The sequence below is a fragment of the Maribacter sp. MAR_2009_72 genome, assembly GCF_007827235.1.
GTDB lineage: Bacteria > Bacteroidota > Bacteroidia > Flavobacteriales > Flavobacteriaceae > Maribacter > Maribacter sedimenticola.
The window spans coordinates 4,034,529-4,050,250 of record NZ_VISB01000001.1; the positions used below are offsets into that span (position 1 = coordinate 4,034,529).

Genomic DNA, 15,722 nt, shown 5'->3' on the forward strand with positions numbered 1-15,722 from the left:
CTTATCGGTATTTGTCATTTAGTCCTTTACCTTCTAAAATTAGCGATATAGATTTTTCAAGTCTGAACAATTTGGTTTTTTCCTGTTTGGCAGTGGCAATATAATCGGCATATTCCTTTTGCTTATACGGGCTTAAGGTATAATATGCTTTTTTTAAATCGTTGTTCTTACCCAAGGCGGCTAATAAATAGGAAGGTATTATAAGTGGGGTAAGTGTTTTTTTTTCAGGAACCAATTGCAGTCCTTTTTTTTGATTTTCTATTGCTTCCAATACATAGGATATTACGGTCTGGAAATCTATGTCTTCAACGAAGTGGAATTTCCAGTGCCGCATGGCCTTTGTTTTTACTTCTTGGGCATTTTCCAATACCTTATTGGGGTCGCTAAGATAAACCCCGTTAAAAAACCAGACTCCAAAGTGGGCCTTGAACTTGCATATGGCTACAATATTTTTGTTGCCTAACGTATAAGTGGGGAAATTCCATTTATACGTTTCTTGTAGGCCTGTTTCTAATATCAATGCCCTTAACTCATTGACCCCTATATTAAATTGATGATCTTCGGTGTAAAATTTATGTAGTAGTTCCTGCTTGTCCATTATTATCTATTTGCGGTCAGTTCACAGATTCTAACGATTACTTCTACGGCTTTTTGCATACTTTCTACAGGTACGTATTCATATTTACCATGAAAATTATGTCCTCCGGCAAAAATATTGGGACAGGGTAGGCCCATAAAACTAAGTTGGGAACCGTCCGTGCCTCCGCGTATAGGTTTTATGATGGGCTTAATACCAATGTCTTCCATAGCTCTCTGGGCAATTTCTACAATATGGAACACAGGTTCCACTTTTTCTTTCATATTAAAATATTGGTCTTTGATCTCTAAGGTTATACAATCGTCATATGCTTGATTATACTTTTTTACAATTGCCCGTATAAGTTCTTTTCTCCGAAGAAAATGGTCCATATCATGATCTCTAATAATCATTTCAATAGTGGTATTTTCAATTTCACCATTTAGGGTATGAACATGAAAAAATCCTTCCCTTCCGGTAGTTTCCTCCGGGATTTCGTGTCTGGGAAGATCTTCAATAATTTTATTGGCAATGATCACCGCATTGACCATTTTACCCTTGGCATAGCCCGGATGAACACTTTTACCCGAGATGGAAATAGTTGCACTTGCCGCATTGAAATTTTCATATTCCAATTCCCCTATTTGGCTACCGTCCATGGTATAGGCCCATTGGGCACCAAATTTTTCCACATCAAATTTATGGGCGCCTCTTCCAATTTCTTCATCTGGCGTAAAAGCTATTTTAATGGTACCATGTTTAATTTCCGGATTGTGTATTAAGTGTTCCATAGCGGTTACAATCTCCGTGATACCAGCTTTGTCATCTGCGCCTAATAGGGTAGTGCCATCCGTAGTTATAATCGTCTGGCCTATATATTGCAATAGATCATCAAAATAAGAAGAGGAAAGTATAATGTTTTTTTCTTCGTTCAGTATAATATCATGACCATTGTAATTTTCGATTATTTGAGGACGCACGTTCGTACCTGAAAAATCTGGCGATGTATCAAAATGGGCAATAAATCCTATTGTAGGTACCTCGTGCTCCACGTTGGCCGGTAATGTGGCCATTATATATGCGTTCTCATCTATGGTGACATCATGTAGACCAATACTACGCAGTTCATCCACTAACTTATGGGCTAAAATCCATTGTTTTTCTGTACTTGGGGTAGATTCTGATGTAGGGTCGCTCTGGGTGTCTATAGTGACATAACTGATAAAGCGGTCAATAATATGTTGCATAGTAAAATGGTTTTATCAAAAATAGGGTTATAAATTGTAATTTAGTAAACCTAAGTTTCTATACTATATACAATGCGGCGAACAGGTTTTTTTAGTTTACTATGGTTATGTCTCAATGTTTCCTATATATGTGCTCAAGCAGATTGTGTATTGGGCGTGGGGGTAACCAATGACACGGTAATTTCAAATGTCTTTCAATTGAATGAAGCACAAAAACAACAACTGCTAAATTTTGGTGCCGAGGTAAAATATAGGAATGGGCTGCTTAATACTGAATTACGGAACATTAAAGAGCGACATCCACAAAGTACGGTAACGGAATTGCGAAATTTGGCAGAAAAGTATAAGGAAGTCATGGACAGTATGGCAAGGGTGCAAACTATGTTGGACAAAAGAATGTTGGCCCTGTTCAACCCAAAGCAATATCAGTTATACCAATCGCTTTGCAAAGAAGCATCGCGCTCTCCTTTTTTAGTGGAGCCAACGGTATATTCAGATAGTCTTTACCATAAAAACTGATGCTGAATTGCAATAGAATTTCAATTACACTTTTGTATTTTTGCAGCACCTAAAATAATTCAATGTACAGGCTTCTCATTAGACCTATTCTGTTTCTGTTAGACCCGGAAAAAGTTCATTATTTAAGTTTTTCAAGCATAAAGTTTCTGTCCAGAATAGGATTGTCCGGACTTATAAGGTCAATGTTCTTAGTTCAGGACAAGCGTTTGGAACGTGAACTTTTTGGATTAAAATTCCAGAATCCTGTTGGTCTAGCTGCAGGTTTCGATAAAAATGCGGTTCTCTATAACGAGCTTTCAAATTTTGGATTCGGTTTTATAGAAATAGGTACGCTTACCCCTAAGCCGCAAGCAGGCAATCCAAAAAAAAGACTGTTTCGACTAAAGGCCGATAAAGCAATTATTAACCGTATGGGCTTTAATAATCAAGGGGTTTTTGAAGCAGTGGAGAATTTAAAAAAGGAACATAATGTACTTATAGGCGGTAATATCGGTAAAAATAAAGTTACCCCTAACAATGAGGCCATTAAAGATTACCTTATTTGTTTTGATGCCCTTTTTGATTATGTGGATTATTTTGTGGTCAATGTCAGTTCACCTAATACCCCTGGGTTAAGGGAGTTACAGGATAAGGAACCGCTTACCGCTTTATTGAACGAACTTCAATTAGAGAATGCAAAGCTTAGTAAAAGAAAGAATACGGAGCGTAAACCTATTTTGCTGAAAATTGCGCCAGATCTTACGGATAGCCAATTATATGATATTATTGATATTGTAAGCCTTACAAGTATAGATGGGGTAATTGCTACCAATACCACTATTTCAAGGGATAACCTAAAGTCCCATGCCTTATTGGTAGAGGAAAAAGGTGGATTGAGCGGTGCTCCTTTAAAGGATAGAAGTACAGAAGTTATTCGTTTCCTTGCGGAAAAAAGCAACAAGGCATTTCCAATTATTGGTGTAGGGGGTATCCATTCTGCACAGGATGCCATAGAAAAACTAGAGGCTGGCGCAGATTTAATTCAATTATGGACAGGTTTTGTGTATGAGGGTCCTGCACTTGTCAAAGAAATAAACCAGAAACTTCTGGAAAAGTCTTAGCTAGAGAAATTAACTCTGATTCTTAAAATAAAACAGCCTTTAGATATATAAAACCTAAAGGCTGTCGTGATTTTTAATGCATTTATTTGGTCCAATAATCAATGACAAGTACATCTTCTAAGTGTGGGGTCAAAACCGCCCCAAATGCTTTGTGGTCTGGATGGGGTAAATAAATGGCGCGATCTTCCTCACTTTTAAAGGTTAGGAAAAATGCATGGGTAAATCCTTTGTCCAGACCTTCTGGGCTATTGTTTGTTCCCCATTCATAACCTTGTATTTGTTCAATTTTAGATGGTAGGGCACTAAAAGCCGCTTCAACCTTATCTATTTGTTCCGTGGTAGTCCCTTGCTTAAATTTAAAAAGAACTACATGTCTTAAAAGACTATCGGTCTTGGTCATAATTTCTTCATTTAATTTTTGAGGTGTTGTGGCATGGGCATTAGCTATAAATGCCAACCCTGCCAGAAATACTACTATTTTAATTTTCATGGTGTCATTAATTTTAAACAAGATATTAAAAATAGGACGAATTAAACCATATTCGTAATTTTCAACATTAACTAAATGCTATACAATTGAATTACGAAGTTTTACTGGCATTTTCAATGGCCACGTTTTTACTGTCACTGTCCCCGGGCCCTGATAATATTTTTGTGTTGATTCAAAGTATGGGTAATGGCAAAAAATACGGACTGGCCGTTGTTGCAGGACTTATGACGGGTTGTTTAGTGCATACAACACTTTTGGCTATAGGGGTTTCGGTTCTAATAAAGAACAATCCTGTAATTTTTAATATGATCCGGTTCTTTGGTTCCGCATATTTAATTTATTTGGCATTAATGGTCTATAAAAGCGACGATAGGATTCAGATAACAAAAACTTCGGTTAATTCAAAAAGCTATTTGGCGCTCTATAAACAAGGTTTTATAATGAATGTTTTAAACCCCAAGGTCACTATTTTTTTTCTAGCCTTTTTTCCTGGATTTCTTTTTTCGGAAACATTGAGCACAGCGTTTCAATTCTACATTCTAGGTTTTTTGTTCATTTTTATATCTTCAATGGTTTTTGGCGGTATTGCATTATTGTCGGGTCAAGTGTCAACCTTTTTGACCGCAAATGAGCGTACTGGCTACCTATTAAAATGGCTGCAGATCGTAGTATTTGTTGGTATCGCCATTTATTTACTTTTTAGTTGGTAATTAGAAGAAATTACCCAACTTACTTATTTAGAGTTCGTATTTTTACATCATGTCAAATACCAAGGTTAAGATCATTGAATGTCCACGTGATGCTATGCAAGGTATCAAGGATTTTATACCTACCCCACAAAAGGTAAGGTATATTCAATCATTATTGGGTTGCGGTTTTGATACCTTGGACTTTGGCAGCTTTGTTTCTCCCAAGGCTATTCCACAAATGGTAGATACGGCCAAGGTATTGGGTGAGTTGGACCTGTCCGGAACCTCTACAAAATTGTTGTCCATTGTAGCGAATGTTAGGGGAGCGCAAGATGCCGTTTCCCATCCTGAAATTGATTATTTGGGATTTCCGTTTTCCATTTCGGAAAATTTTCAAATGCGCAATACACATAAGACCATAGCGGAGTCCGTACAGACATTACAGGAAATATTTAATCTTGCAGATGCGGCCAATAAAGAAGTGGTCACTTATATTTCCATGGGATTTGGAAATCCTTATGGCGATCCATGGAATGTTGATATTGTGGGTGAGTGGACAGAGAAATTGGCAAAAATGGGAGCACGGATTTTATCGCTTTCCGATACGGTAGGATCATCGGATCCTGAAACCATTTCATATTTGTTTTCCAATTTGATTCCTTCGTATCCAGACATTGAATTTGGAGCCCACTTACATACTATACCGAGTAAATGGCACGAAAAAATACATGCAGCCTACCTTGCTGGTTGTCGTAGATTTGATGGCGCTATTCAAGGTTTTGGCGGCTGTCCAATGGCAAAGGACGATTTAACGGGCAATATGCCTACGGAAAAAATGCTATCTTATTTTACTACAAAAAAAGCGGAAATGGGCGTTAACTGGATGGCTTTTGAAGCCGCTTATAATAAAGCAACAGAATTATTTTCGGCCTATCATTGATTAGGTTAAATGTTTGGACCAAAACCTAACAACAGTTATTACTTTTATTTAGATTTAGTACAAATAAACTTTGTAAAGTACTTTTTAGACTTTAAATTTGCATCGCGTTAATGAAATGTTAACGCTAATAAGCATCTATAAGATTAAAAATGAAACACATATTTGTCTTCCTTGTATTGTTAACTTTTGGTTTTGTGGCCGCACAAACCAAAACAGATTCCATTACATTAGTGCCTCAAACCCAAATCAATGCGGCGCAACGTTTATTGTCGGGGAACTATGCGTCAGCGGTTACAGTGGGTGCCTATGCAGAAATGTTATATAATCAACCTGAAGGAGATAACGGCGAATTGGATATACAAAGAATGGTATTGCTTTTTGGATACCGATTCAATGATAAAACTCAATTTGTTACAGAGGTTGAACTGGAGCACGTAAACGAGGTATATGTAGAACAAGCATTCGTAAATTATGCTGTAGGTAGTAACGTTAGTCTACGCGGAGGGTTAATGCTGGTGCCTATGGGAATTATAAATGAATTTCATGAACCAACCACATTTAATGGAACGGAACGGCCTGGTATGGACAATGCCGTTGTACCCACTACATGGCGTGAAATTGGTATTGGTGTTGCAGGCAGGTTCAATGATATAAGTTTGGCATACCAAGCATATGTATTTAACGGGTTTAAATCTACCGAGGCCAATGGAGAAGGCGGACTTTCAGGATTTATAGGTGGGTCAAGTGGATTGCGTGGAGGTCGTCAAAAAGCAATTCAGTCGACAATAGATAGTCCTACTCTTTCCACAAAATTTGATTATTACGGTATTCCGGGGCTTAGACTTGGATTTTCTACCTATTTCGGTAAAACACAGGCAGAGGATGATATTGAGAACGTAGAAGGTGCAAATATAGGCATTGCCATGATCGGTCTTGATGCACGATATGCCTATGACCGATTTACGGCCAGGGGGCAATTTATCAATGCATCCTTATCCGATACCGAAGCCTATAATAATGCTACAGGTAGGGATTTAGGTAGTGCCCTACGTGGTTTTTATGTTGAGGGAGCCTATAATTTACTTTCTATGGATAGGGAACAAAAATTATTTGTTTTTACTAGGTATGAACAGTATAATACTCATGCAGGAACAGCGGGAAGTTTAATCCGTAACGAAGCGTATGACCGTACGGATGTTACTACCGGACTGACCTATCATATAGCTCCAGGTGTGGTGGTAAAGGGTGATTATCAGTTTCGTAGTAACGCATCATCCGTTAGCGATGTTAAGGATAGGTTGAATTTTGGTATTGGTGTTTGGTTTTAATGAATAAAATTGATGTTATGGGTAATTCTTTAGGAAAATTTGCTATTTGGATGTTGCCTCTTTTTTTAATGGGATTTGGTTTGCCAAAAAACATCGAGAAAAAAGTAGACAAAGAAATAAAGGATTACTTTGAAATTGAAATTTTTGAAATGAAACCTGCCTTACTGGACAGCGGTAAACATTTAGAATTACCCAGCAAAATCAATGAGAATAACTTTTTTCGACTATTTGACGAACAAACGCCAATTGGCTACGTATATATTGATCAAGCTCCAAGTAAGACCGCTAAGTTCGATTATTTGGTCCTGCTCGATAATAACTTAAAAATTGTAAGATCTAAAGTATTGATATATAGAGAGGAATATGGAGGGGAAATAGGAAGCAAAAGATGGCTGAGGCAATTTGAAGGCAAAATGGCTGGTAACCGCGTAGATCACGAAAGTAATATTGATGGTATTGCCGGTGCTACTATTTCTGTACGCTCCATGACCAATGCCATTGATGAACTTTTGCAGTCGTTGGCTATTTTAAAGGAAAATGAAGTACTATAATGAATTTTAACGGGTACTTAAGCACTTTTCCAAAATCTATCCGGATTTTTATTGCTGCTTTTGTGGTTGTCCTTTCCATTGGGTACTTTACAGGCCTGTTGTTCGTTACCGAAACAAGTACTGCAAACCCCCAAGGTATCGAAGAGAATTATTTAGGCAATGAAGCAGATGAAGAGGCGGCTATCATGAAATTTAAAAAGAGTGAACGGGAGATGTTGACTATAATTCATACTCATATTCTTTCCATGTCATTTATTTTCTTTTTATTGGGTATACTGGTTTGGCTATGTAATATGCCCACAAAGATCAAACTTTTCTTAACTGTGGAACCTTTTATATCCGTGGTTCTTACATTTGGCGGTATTTATATGTTATGGACAGGTATCATTTGGTTTAAATATATCATTATGATTTCGGGAATTTTGATGACGGCCACGTATACAATTTCGGCATTGGTCGTTCTTCTGCAATTATGTAAACCGGTTCATAAAGAACAAGCGTTAAATCAATAATATTCACTATATTTGCACGCAATTAAATCCTTAATTGCTATGCAAGCCCACCAAAATAAAATACTAGGAGAAGGTCTAACATACGATGACGTATTGTTGGTACCTGCCTTTTCAGATGTGCTTCCGAGGGAAGTAAGCATCCAAACAAAATTTACAAGAAATATTACCATCAATGTGCCGATTATTTCTGCTGCAATGGATACCGTTACGGAGTCCAGAATGGCAATTGCCATGGCGCAAGAAGGTGGTATTGGAGTATTGCATAAGAACATGACCATAGAGCAGCAGGCTATGAAGGTCAGAAAAGTTAAAAGGGCGGAAAGCGGTATGATTTTAGATCCCGTGACCCTTCCATTAAATTCTAAGGTCAAGGATGCCAAGGCCAGTATGAAGGAACATAGCATTGGAGGTATTCCTATAGTGGATGCCCAAGGTAAACTGTTAGGTATCGTCACCAATAGAGATCTTCGTTTTGAAAAGAATGTTGAAAGGCCTATTTCAGAGGTAATGACCTCCAAAAATTTGGTAACGGCAGATGAAGGTACCTCGCTCTCCGAAGCAGAGGATATTTTACAACAACATAAGATTGAAAAATTACCTGTTGTAACCAAGGATAATACGCTTGTTGGACTCATTACGTTTAGGGATATTACAAAATTGACCCAAAAACCAAGTGCCAATAAAGATCAGTATGGTAGATTACGTGTAGCGGCAGCCTTAGGGGTTACCGCAGATGCCGTAGATAGGGCAGAGGCCTTGGTCAATGCGGGGGTAGATGCTGTGGTAATCGATACTGCGCACGGGCATACAAAAGGTGTGGTATCAGTTTTGAAGGCGGTAAAAAATAAATTTCCCGATCTGGAGGTTATTGTTGGGAACATTGCTACGGGCGAGGCCGCAAAATATTTGGTAGAGGCCGGTGCAGATGCCGTAAAGGTTGGTATAGGTCCAGGCTCAATTTGTACAACTAGGGTCGTTGCCGGTGTAGGATTTCCTCAATTTTCTGCAGTTCTAGAAGTATCTGCGGCCATAAAAGGTTCTGGCGTACCCGTAATTGCAGATGGCGGTATCCGTTATACGGGAGATATCCCTAAGGCAATTGCAGCAGGGGCAGATACCGTAATGCTTGGTTCTCTCTTGGCAGGTACAAAAGAATCTCCTGGAGAAACCATCATTTACGAAGGTAGAAAGTTTAAGTCTTATAGAGGTATGGGTTCCGTGGAAGCCATGAAGCAAGGGAGTAAGGATCGTTACTTTCAAGATGTAGAGGATGATATTAAAAAGTTGGTGCCAGAAGGTATTGTTGGGCGTGTACCGTATAAAGGAGATTTGTTCGAAAGTATCCATCAGTTCGTTGGAGGACTAAAAGCAGGAATGGGATATTGTGGGGCCAAGGATATAGCCACATTGAAGGAAACTGGGCGATTTGTGAAAATTACTGCTAGTGGAATCAATGAAAGTCATCCTCATGATGTAACCATTACAAAGGAAAGCCCTAACTATAGTAGGTAATTTCTACTATGCATATAAAAAAAGAGGTCCATAACGGACCTCTTTTTTTATATCAATTATTTATTATTTCCCGGGTTTTCCCGCATAAGTGTTCCAATCCTTTTCCAAATAAATGTCATCACCAAAATAACGGGCAATGTTCAAAAACGGTTTTGGTTTTTGATACCCTGGTACCGGTGAAAGCATATTCAGTTCCTCGTCTAAAAATATAGTGGTTGGGTAACTTAATCTACCTTGCATCAAAGTGGCTGCAAATTCGTGATATCCCTTTCTGCCGGACGGTACAAATTTATAGGTCTTTCCTTTATAGACTATGGGCTCTTTTCCTTCTCCGTCAAGTTTTACCATATAGTAATTTTCAGACATATATGCGGCAACTTCAGGATTTTGAAAGGTATCCTTGTCCATCTTCTTACACCATCCGCACCAATCCGTATACACATCAATAAATACTTTTTTAGGATTTTCAGCGGTTGCGCTCAAGTTTGCGGCCTCATCCCAAGTTAGCCATTTGACTTCTTGGGCAAAACCCTGTAATGTACCTAATAAGAACGCAAGGCCTAAAATTATATTAGTAGAGGAAAAGAAAGATCGTTTCATAATTTTTTAATGGTTAGTCCAACAACTATACCAAAACTAACGTTTTTTCCTTTCCTTTATTTTACTTTTTCAACTTCTTTTACGGCAAATAAGTCCTTAATGTCCACTTGGTTGCGTATTAAATCATCAAAAGTTTCCCTTTCCCTAATAAGAATAGCTTTGCCCTTATGCCAAAGTACCTCTGGTGGTCTAAACCTTGAGTTGTAGTTACTTGCCATTGTAAAACAATAGGCCCCGGCATTTTTAAAGCAAAGAATATCTCCTTCGGTAATTTCGTTTATTCTTTTATTGCTTGCAAAAGTATCCGTCTCACAGATATATCCTACAACGGAATAATACCGCTCCCTACCTTTTGGATTGGAGATGTTTTTGATGGTGTGCGTTGCACCGTACAACATAGGACGAATTAAATGATTAAATCCAGAATCTATACTGGCAAAAACGGTAGATGTCGTTTGCTTTACAACATTTACTTTCGCCAAGAACAGACCGGCCTCACTAACCAAAAATTTACCAGGCTCAAACGCCAATGTAAGATCCTTTCCGTATTCCTTGCAGAATTCATTAAATCTACTTCCTAATTTTTTGCCTAATTCCTCAACATTGGTTTCAATATCACCTTCTTTGTAAGGAACCTTAAAACCACTACCAAAATCTATAAACTCAAGATTCTTGAAATTACGGGCCGTATCAAATAATATTTCAGATGCATATAAAAACACATCGATATCCAAAATATCGCTTCCGGTATGCATGTGTATACCATTAATATTCATTTTGGTCAATTCAACAATACGCAATAAATGAGGAATTTGGTGAATGCTAATTCCAAATTTAGAGTCTATATGGCCTACTGATATATTTGAATTTCCACCTGCCATTACATGTGGGTTGATCCTTATACAAACAGGTACATTTGGATGTTTGCTGCCAAACTGCTCCAATATGGAAAGGTTATCTATATTGATGCGAACACCAAGTTTTGATGCCTCTTCTATTTCTTCCAAAGAAACCCCGTTAGGTGTAAAAATGATCGATTCGGGTTTAAATCCGGCCATTAACCCTAATTGTACCTCTTGTATGGAAACCGTATCCAGACCACTGCCCAGACTGTTCATTAATTTTAATATAGTAATATTGGACAACGCCTTGGCCGCATAATTCAGTTTTAATTTCTTTACCGATCCAAAAGCTTTTGTCAATCTATTAAATTGAGATACTATTTTACCCGAGTCATAAACATATACCGGATCACCGTAGGTTTTTGCTATTTGCAATAAATCCTCATTATTCATACGATCATTTTTTTTACGAATTTAGTTTTCTAAATGGAATGTGGCAAAAAAAATAACAGAAAAATGATTAAAATAACAAATTGTGTTATTTAAAACAATTTGACATTTTTTTTGTTTTGCCGCAAGGCAAATACCTTTGTATTTTTATATAATGAAATTACCATTATTTCCTTTACAGTCTATATTCTATCCGGGGGAGACCGTGCCATTACATATTTTTGAAGAGCGATATAAACAATTGATCAATGACTGCCGTGATGAGGCAATAACATTTGGCATTCCTGTATACATCAACAATAAAATGGAATACGGTGTTGAGGTACAGCTTGTGGAAGTGGTTACCACTTATGATAGCGGAGAGATGGATGTAGTGTGCGTGGCAAGGCAAGTTTTTAAGTTGTTGGACTTTGACCCTATAATGTCCGGTAAATTATATGCTGGAGGAATCGTTAAGTTGATCGATTATGATTATGAAGCTAGTGTGGAAAAGAAAAAAACTGTTTTAGATGGTATTCAACAGTTATATGCTATGATGGAAGTTCCTTTTAAGGAAATCAAGGTCAATGAATTCAATAGTTTTACCTTGGCACATAAAATAGGTCTATCCTTTGAACAGGAATATCAATTGTTGCAAATACCGAATGAAAATGACCGTTTAAATTTTATCAGTCTACATTTGACCTCTATGATAACAGTACTAGGACAAGTGGAACGTACCAAAAAAATTATAGAGCTCAATGGTCATTTTAAAAATTTTGACCCATTGGATTTTAAAAATATAGATATGTAGGGCTAATTTTAGGTGTAATTTGTGGTAATTGGCTATGCATATAGGACATGAACCATTATTTTTTTACAGAATATCCAATTAATCACCCGTATTTTTAGATTATAACCTCCTGTTTCCTATTTTTGTCAAACAATTAAAATCACCATATATATGAACCTTCACGAATATCAAGGAAAAGAGATATTAGCAAGTTTTGGGGTGCGCATCCAAAGAGGAATAGTTGCCCATAATGCAAAAGAGGCCGTTGATGCCGCCAAGCAATTGACCGCAGAAACCGGAACAGGATGGCATGTTATTAAAGCTCAAGTTCACGCAGGTGGTCGTGGAAAAGGAGGTGGTGTTAAATTGGCCAAGAACCTTAAGGAAGTAGAGGAAATTTCAAATCAGATCATTGGTATGAATTTGGTAACCCCGCAAACTTCTGCCGAGGGTAAAAAAGTTCATCAGGTATTGATAGCCGAGGATGTGTATTATCCAGGAGATAGTGAAACCAACGAATTTTATATGTCGGTGCTACTTAACAGGGCTACCGGTAAGAATATGATTATGTATTCTACCGAAGGTGGTATGGATATAGAAGAGGTTGCGGAGAATACACCGCATTTGATTTTTACAGAAGAGATAGACCCTGCAACGGGGTTACTAGGATTCCAGGCAAGAAAGATAGCTTTTAACCTTGGACTTTCCGGTACTGCTTTTAAAGAGATGACTAAGTTTGTAGCTGCATTGTATAAAGCATATGTAGAAAGTGATTCAAGTATGTTTGAGATCAATCCTGTTCTTAAAACATCTGATGATTTGATTATGGCGGTAGATGCTAAGGTTTCTATTGACGATAATGCACTTTACCGCAGGAAGCAATATGCTGAAATGCGCGATCTAAGGGAAGAGAACCCTATTGAAGTAGAAGCAAGGGAAGTAGGTCTTAATTATGTAGACCTTGATGGTAACGTGGGTTGTATGGTGAACGGTGCCGGTCTTGCAATGGCAACAATGGATTTAATTAAAATGGCCGGTGGTGAGCCTGCAAACTTCTTGGACGTAGGCGGTACCGCAGATGCCAAAAGAGTAGAGGAGGCTTTCAGGATTATCTTAAAAGATCCAAACGTAAAAGCAATATTGATCAATATATTTGGAGGTATAGTACGTTGCGACCGTGTAGCCCAAGGTGTAGTAGATGCTTACAAGAATATGGGAGATGCCATGAAAGTGCCAATTATTGTAAGATTACAGGGAACCAATGCAGAATTGGCCAAAGAGATTATTGATAATTCTGGCTTAGCTGTTCATTCTGCGGTACAATTCCAAGAAGCTGCGGATAAGGTTAAGGAAGTATTAGCCTAATAAAATTACCTGATTTTAGTTTATATTGAAAAAGGCCATCAATTAGATGGTCTTTTTTTATGTTCAAAATTTTTGAATATCCTTATTCAGTTCCTTTTATACAGTACCATTATATATAGCAAATGTGAAATTGACGTTAAATTCAATTTTATTTAAATATTAGGATTTCACTAATTAAGAGGGTTGTTATTGGTATTTCCCCAATATTTACGGATGTAATTTGAGTTTAAGTAAAAAGTTGAAACAGATTTGAAATTTTAAATAATTGTTAAAATGATTTTTTGCCGTAACAAACTAAATGTATTATCGTCTTTATAATATAACATCATCAATCAATTATTAATCATTCTTTGGATATTCCAGGGAAAAAAACAAAAAGTCATGAGAAAATTAAGTTTAGTAGTAGTAGCAGCAGTTTTATTCGCAACAGGTAATGTAATGGCAAACGATAACACGGATATCGGTCCTGCCAAAAGTCTTTCTTCACAGATTTCAGTGATGTTGGCCAACAACAATTTTTCGGAAATTGATTTTGACCTAACTGCCCAAGTTCGTTTTACATTAAACAGCGAAGGCGAAATCGTCGTATTGTCCGTAGATAGTCAATATGAAAGAATGGAGAGATTCGTGAAAAATAGCTTGAATTACAAAAAAGTAGATTTGAGCAAAGTTGAAGAAGGTAAAATTTACACTATACCAGTTCGTATAAAGGCGTAAACCACCTATTTAAGAAGCTAAAATCCTGAAACAAGACAACGTTTCAGGATTTTTTTTTGTTTTTATACTTTACTTGGTCAATGCTTTTGTCCACCTTTTTAAGTTGCTTTGTTTTAAAATCTTCCCTTGTATTGAATTTCTTTATGGGCTTGTTGGTTGATGAGGACATTGCCAATAAAACCTCTCCCGGTATCTTTGGATTTTCTTTAGTGCCCCTTAAGTGGATTACCAGGCCATTTAAAAAATTGCGCAGCACTTGGTCTCCACATTCCATATAGTTAGGATGATCTTCTTTTCTGAAAAAAGCCCCAAGTTCACTTTTTGAAATCTTGAAATCTACTAATTGAAGAATTTCTACAATATCATCGTCCCTAAATTTTAATGCAACTCTTAATTTTTTAAAAATATCATTGTTGGTCATACTTTGAAGATTTAGCTGTGCAAGGTATTATAAATTTATGTACTCTTAAATTACCATAGTAAGTTATTCAACTTTTAAAGAAACAAAAGTCATTTTTAACGTTCATTTTAAATCTGTGCATTTATAATACCTACATCTTACTTTGAAACCCGATTAACTACCAATAAATCCGATTACCAATTTTAATTATGAACGTTTAATACTACACTATCTATAAGAATTTACTTCTTATCGACACTTATTGTCCGTTGCACGAAGTTTCACTAAACCTACTTTATACCGAACCTAAATTTGCGGTGTAATTAATGATAAAGCAAGTTAAAATGAAATTTCCAATACTGTTCTTAATGTTGATATTAGTGATGACCAGCTCATGTAGTAAAGAAGAGCTTGTTGATGAGCAGATCAATTCCACGGCATTGATCGTTTCCAATAGCGAAATGGAATTGGAGATATTTGAACTAGTTAACGATTACAGGATAGAATTGGGACTTTCCTCCTTATCCTATGACACCCGTGCCCAAGCCTATACTACGGAACACAATCTATACATGATTTCAAAGGAAGAGATAAGCCATGATAATTTTGCTCTAAGATCATCTGCGCTTTCTGAGGAATTCAACGCGGTTAAAGTATCTGAAAACGTAGGGAGGAACTTTGCCACTGCGCAAGGTGTCTTTGAAGCTTGGTTGAATAGCCCAAGCCACCTTAAGAATATAGAGGGCGATTTTGATGCCACGGCCATCTCTGCCTATGCAGATGCAAACGGTATGATTTACTTTACACAAGTTTTCATTAAATAATAGGCTAGTCTATTAGAACAATTATTTTTGTCCCGTTTTATTTTAGGTCTTTGGGATTTTTAAAATGTTATTTTCTCTTACTACATCCTTTATGGCGTTATACAGAATATAGTCTTTAATAATTTCTACTATAATTCATCTACCAAAAGAATACGCCTAACTTCTACAGCAGATTAACGGTCAAAAAATCCGATTAACTTTTTATATGTTGACGGTTAAATACTACAATATCCATAGGAATTAACCTCTTATCGACACTTAATGTCCATTGCACGAAGTTTCTCCAA

Annotated in this window: 18 protein-coding genes; 12 read left to right on the top strand and 6 right to left on the bottom strand. The window is 37.0% G+C overall.

What is annotated here, in order from left to right; genetic code table 11:
• Position 1: 1 nt before the first annotated feature.
• Both JM81_RS16960 and pepT read right to left on the bottom strand, forming a co-directional pair.
• Complete coding sequence (locus JM81_RS16960) at positions 2 to 598, bottom strand: YdeI/OmpD-associated family protein (protein ID WP_144805148.1); 597 nt, start codon at positions 596 to 598, stop codon at positions 2 to 4.
• 2 nt (positions 599 to 600) lie between these two features.
• Positions 601 to 1,824 carry a peptidase T gene (gene pepT, locus JM81_RS16965; RefSeq protein WP_144805150.1) on the bottom strand — a complete coding sequence of 408 codons (1,224 nt, stop codon included), beginning with the start codon at positions 1,822 to 1,824 and terminating at the stop codon, positions 601 to 603.
• 72 nt (positions 1,825 to 1,896) lie between these two features.
• Between pepT and JM81_RS16970 the strand changes: the two genes are divergently transcribed.
• On the top strand, positions 1,897 to 2,343 hold the full coding sequence (locus tag JM81_RS16970; RefSeq protein WP_144805152.1) for a hypothetical protein: 447 nt from the start codon (positions 1,897 to 1,899) through the stop codon (positions 2,341 to 2,343).
• A 62-nt stretch (positions 2,344 to 2,405) separates the two neighbouring features.
• Complete coding sequence (locus tag JM81_RS16975) at positions 2,406 to 3,443, top strand: quinone-dependent dihydroorotate dehydrogenase (RefSeq protein ID WP_089259710.1); 1,038 nt, start codon at positions 2,406 to 2,408, stop codon at positions 3,441 to 3,443.
• 82 nt (positions 3,444 to 3,525) lie between these two features.
• On the opposite strand, the gene JM81_RS16980 is transcribed toward JM81_RS16975, so the two are convergent.
• The gene (locus tag JM81_RS16980; RefSeq protein WP_245838815.1) at positions 3,526 to 3,843 is read right to left on the bottom strand and encodes a Dabb family protein; all 318 of its coding nucleotides are present in this window, start codon (positions 3,841 to 3,843) and stop codon (positions 3,526 to 3,528) included.
• A gap of 176 nt (positions 3,844 to 4,019) precedes the next feature.
• Here JM81_RS16980 and JM81_RS16985 point away from each other — a divergent pair, with 176 nt between their 5' ends.
• From JM81_RS16985 to guaB, 6 genes are all read left to right on the top strand, one after another.
• Positions 4,020 to 4,643 carry a LysE family translocator gene (locus JM81_RS16985; RefSeq protein WP_144805154.1) on the top strand — a complete coding sequence of 208 codons (624 nt, stop codon included), beginning with the start codon at positions 4,020 to 4,022 and terminating at the stop codon, positions 4,641 to 4,643.
• A gap of 49 nt (positions 4,644 to 4,692) precedes the next feature.
• Positions 4,693 to 5,562 (top strand): hydroxymethylglutaryl-CoA lyase, encoded by an 870-nt coding sequence (locus JM81_RS16990; protein ID WP_144805156.1) that lies wholly within the window; start codon positions 4,693 to 4,695, stop codon positions 5,560 to 5,562.
• A 149-nt stretch (positions 5,563 to 5,711) separates the two neighbouring features.
• Positions 5,712 to 6,890, top strand: coding sequence for a hypothetical protein (locus JM81_RS16995; RefSeq protein ID WP_144805158.1), 1,179 nt, complete (start codon positions 5,712 to 5,714; stop codon positions 6,888 to 6,890).
• A 17-nt stretch (positions 6,891 to 6,907) separates the two neighbouring features.
• The gene (locus tag JM81_RS17000; RefSeq protein ID WP_186435600.1) at positions 6,908 to 7,441 is read left to right on the top strand and encodes an FMN-binding protein; all 534 of its coding nucleotides are present in this window, start codon (positions 6,908 to 6,910) and stop codon (positions 7,439 to 7,441) included.
• Entirely contained in the window at positions 7,441 to 7,953 is a 513-nt protein-coding gene (locus JM81_RS17005; protein WP_144805160.1) for a hypothetical protein, read from the top strand. The genes JM81_RS17000 and JM81_RS17005 overlap by 1 nt, the downstream gene beginning before the upstream one ends.
• A 39-nt stretch (positions 7,954 to 7,992) precedes the next feature.
• A complete protein-coding gene (guaB, locus tag JM81_RS17010) occupies positions 7,993 to 9,465 on the top strand; it encodes an IMP dehydrogenase (RefSeq protein ID WP_089259714.1) in 1,473 nt (490 codons plus the stop codon).
• A gap of 63 nt (positions 9,466 to 9,528) precedes the next feature.
• Here guaB and JM81_RS17015 read toward each other — a convergent pair whose 3' ends face one another.
• Together JM81_RS17015 and lysA are read right to left on the bottom strand one after the other, a co-directional pair.
• Entirely contained in the window at positions 9,529 to 10,065 is a 537-nt protein-coding gene (locus JM81_RS17015) for a thioredoxin family protein (RefSeq protein ID WP_089259715.1), read from the bottom strand.
• Positions 10,066 to 10,121: 56 nt separating this feature from the next.
• A complete protein-coding gene (gene lysA, locus JM81_RS17020; protein ID WP_089259716.1) occupies positions 10,122 to 11,360 on the bottom strand; it encodes a diaminopimelate decarboxylase in 1,239 nt (412 codons plus the stop codon).
• Between the two features lie 151 nt (positions 11,361 to 11,511).
• Between lysA and JM81_RS17025 the strand changes: the two genes are divergently transcribed.
• The 3 genes from JM81_RS17025 (at position 11,512) to JM81_RS17035 (ending at position 14,211) form a co-directional block, all read left to right on the top strand.
• Positions 11,512 to 12,150: an LON peptidase substrate-binding domain-containing protein gene (locus JM81_RS17025; protein WP_144805162.1), complete on the top strand. Its 639-nt coding sequence runs from the start codon at positions 11,512 to 11,514 to the stop codon at positions 12,148 to 12,150.
• A gap of 150 nt (positions 12,151 to 12,300) precedes the next feature.
• A complete protein-coding gene (sucC, locus tag JM81_RS17030; protein ID WP_144805164.1) occupies positions 12,301 to 13,494 on the top strand; it encodes an ADP-forming succinate--CoA ligase subunit beta in 1,194 nt (397 codons plus the stop codon).
• A gap of 381 nt (positions 13,495 to 13,875) precedes the next feature.
• On the top strand, positions 13,876 to 14,211 hold the full coding sequence (locus JM81_RS17035; RefSeq protein WP_144805166.1) for a hypothetical protein: 336 nt from the start codon (positions 13,876 to 13,878) through the stop codon (positions 14,209 to 14,211).
• 43 nt (positions 14,212 to 14,254) lie between these two features.
• On the opposite strand, the gene JM81_RS17040 is transcribed toward JM81_RS17035, so the two are convergent.
• Positions 14,255 to 14,632, bottom strand: coding sequence for a DUF1456 family protein (locus JM81_RS17040; protein WP_144805167.1), 378 nt, complete (start codon positions 14,630 to 14,632; stop codon positions 14,255 to 14,257).
• 323 nt (positions 14,633 to 14,955) lie between these two features.
• On the opposite strand from JM81_RS17040, the gene JM81_RS17045 reads away from it, so the two are divergent.
• Positions 14,956 to 15,435, top strand: coding sequence for a CAP domain-containing protein (locus JM81_RS17045; protein ID WP_186435601.1), 480 nt, complete (start codon positions 14,956 to 14,958; stop codon positions 15,433 to 15,435).
• The last annotated feature ends 287 nt before the right edge of the window (positions 15,436 to 15,722 follow it).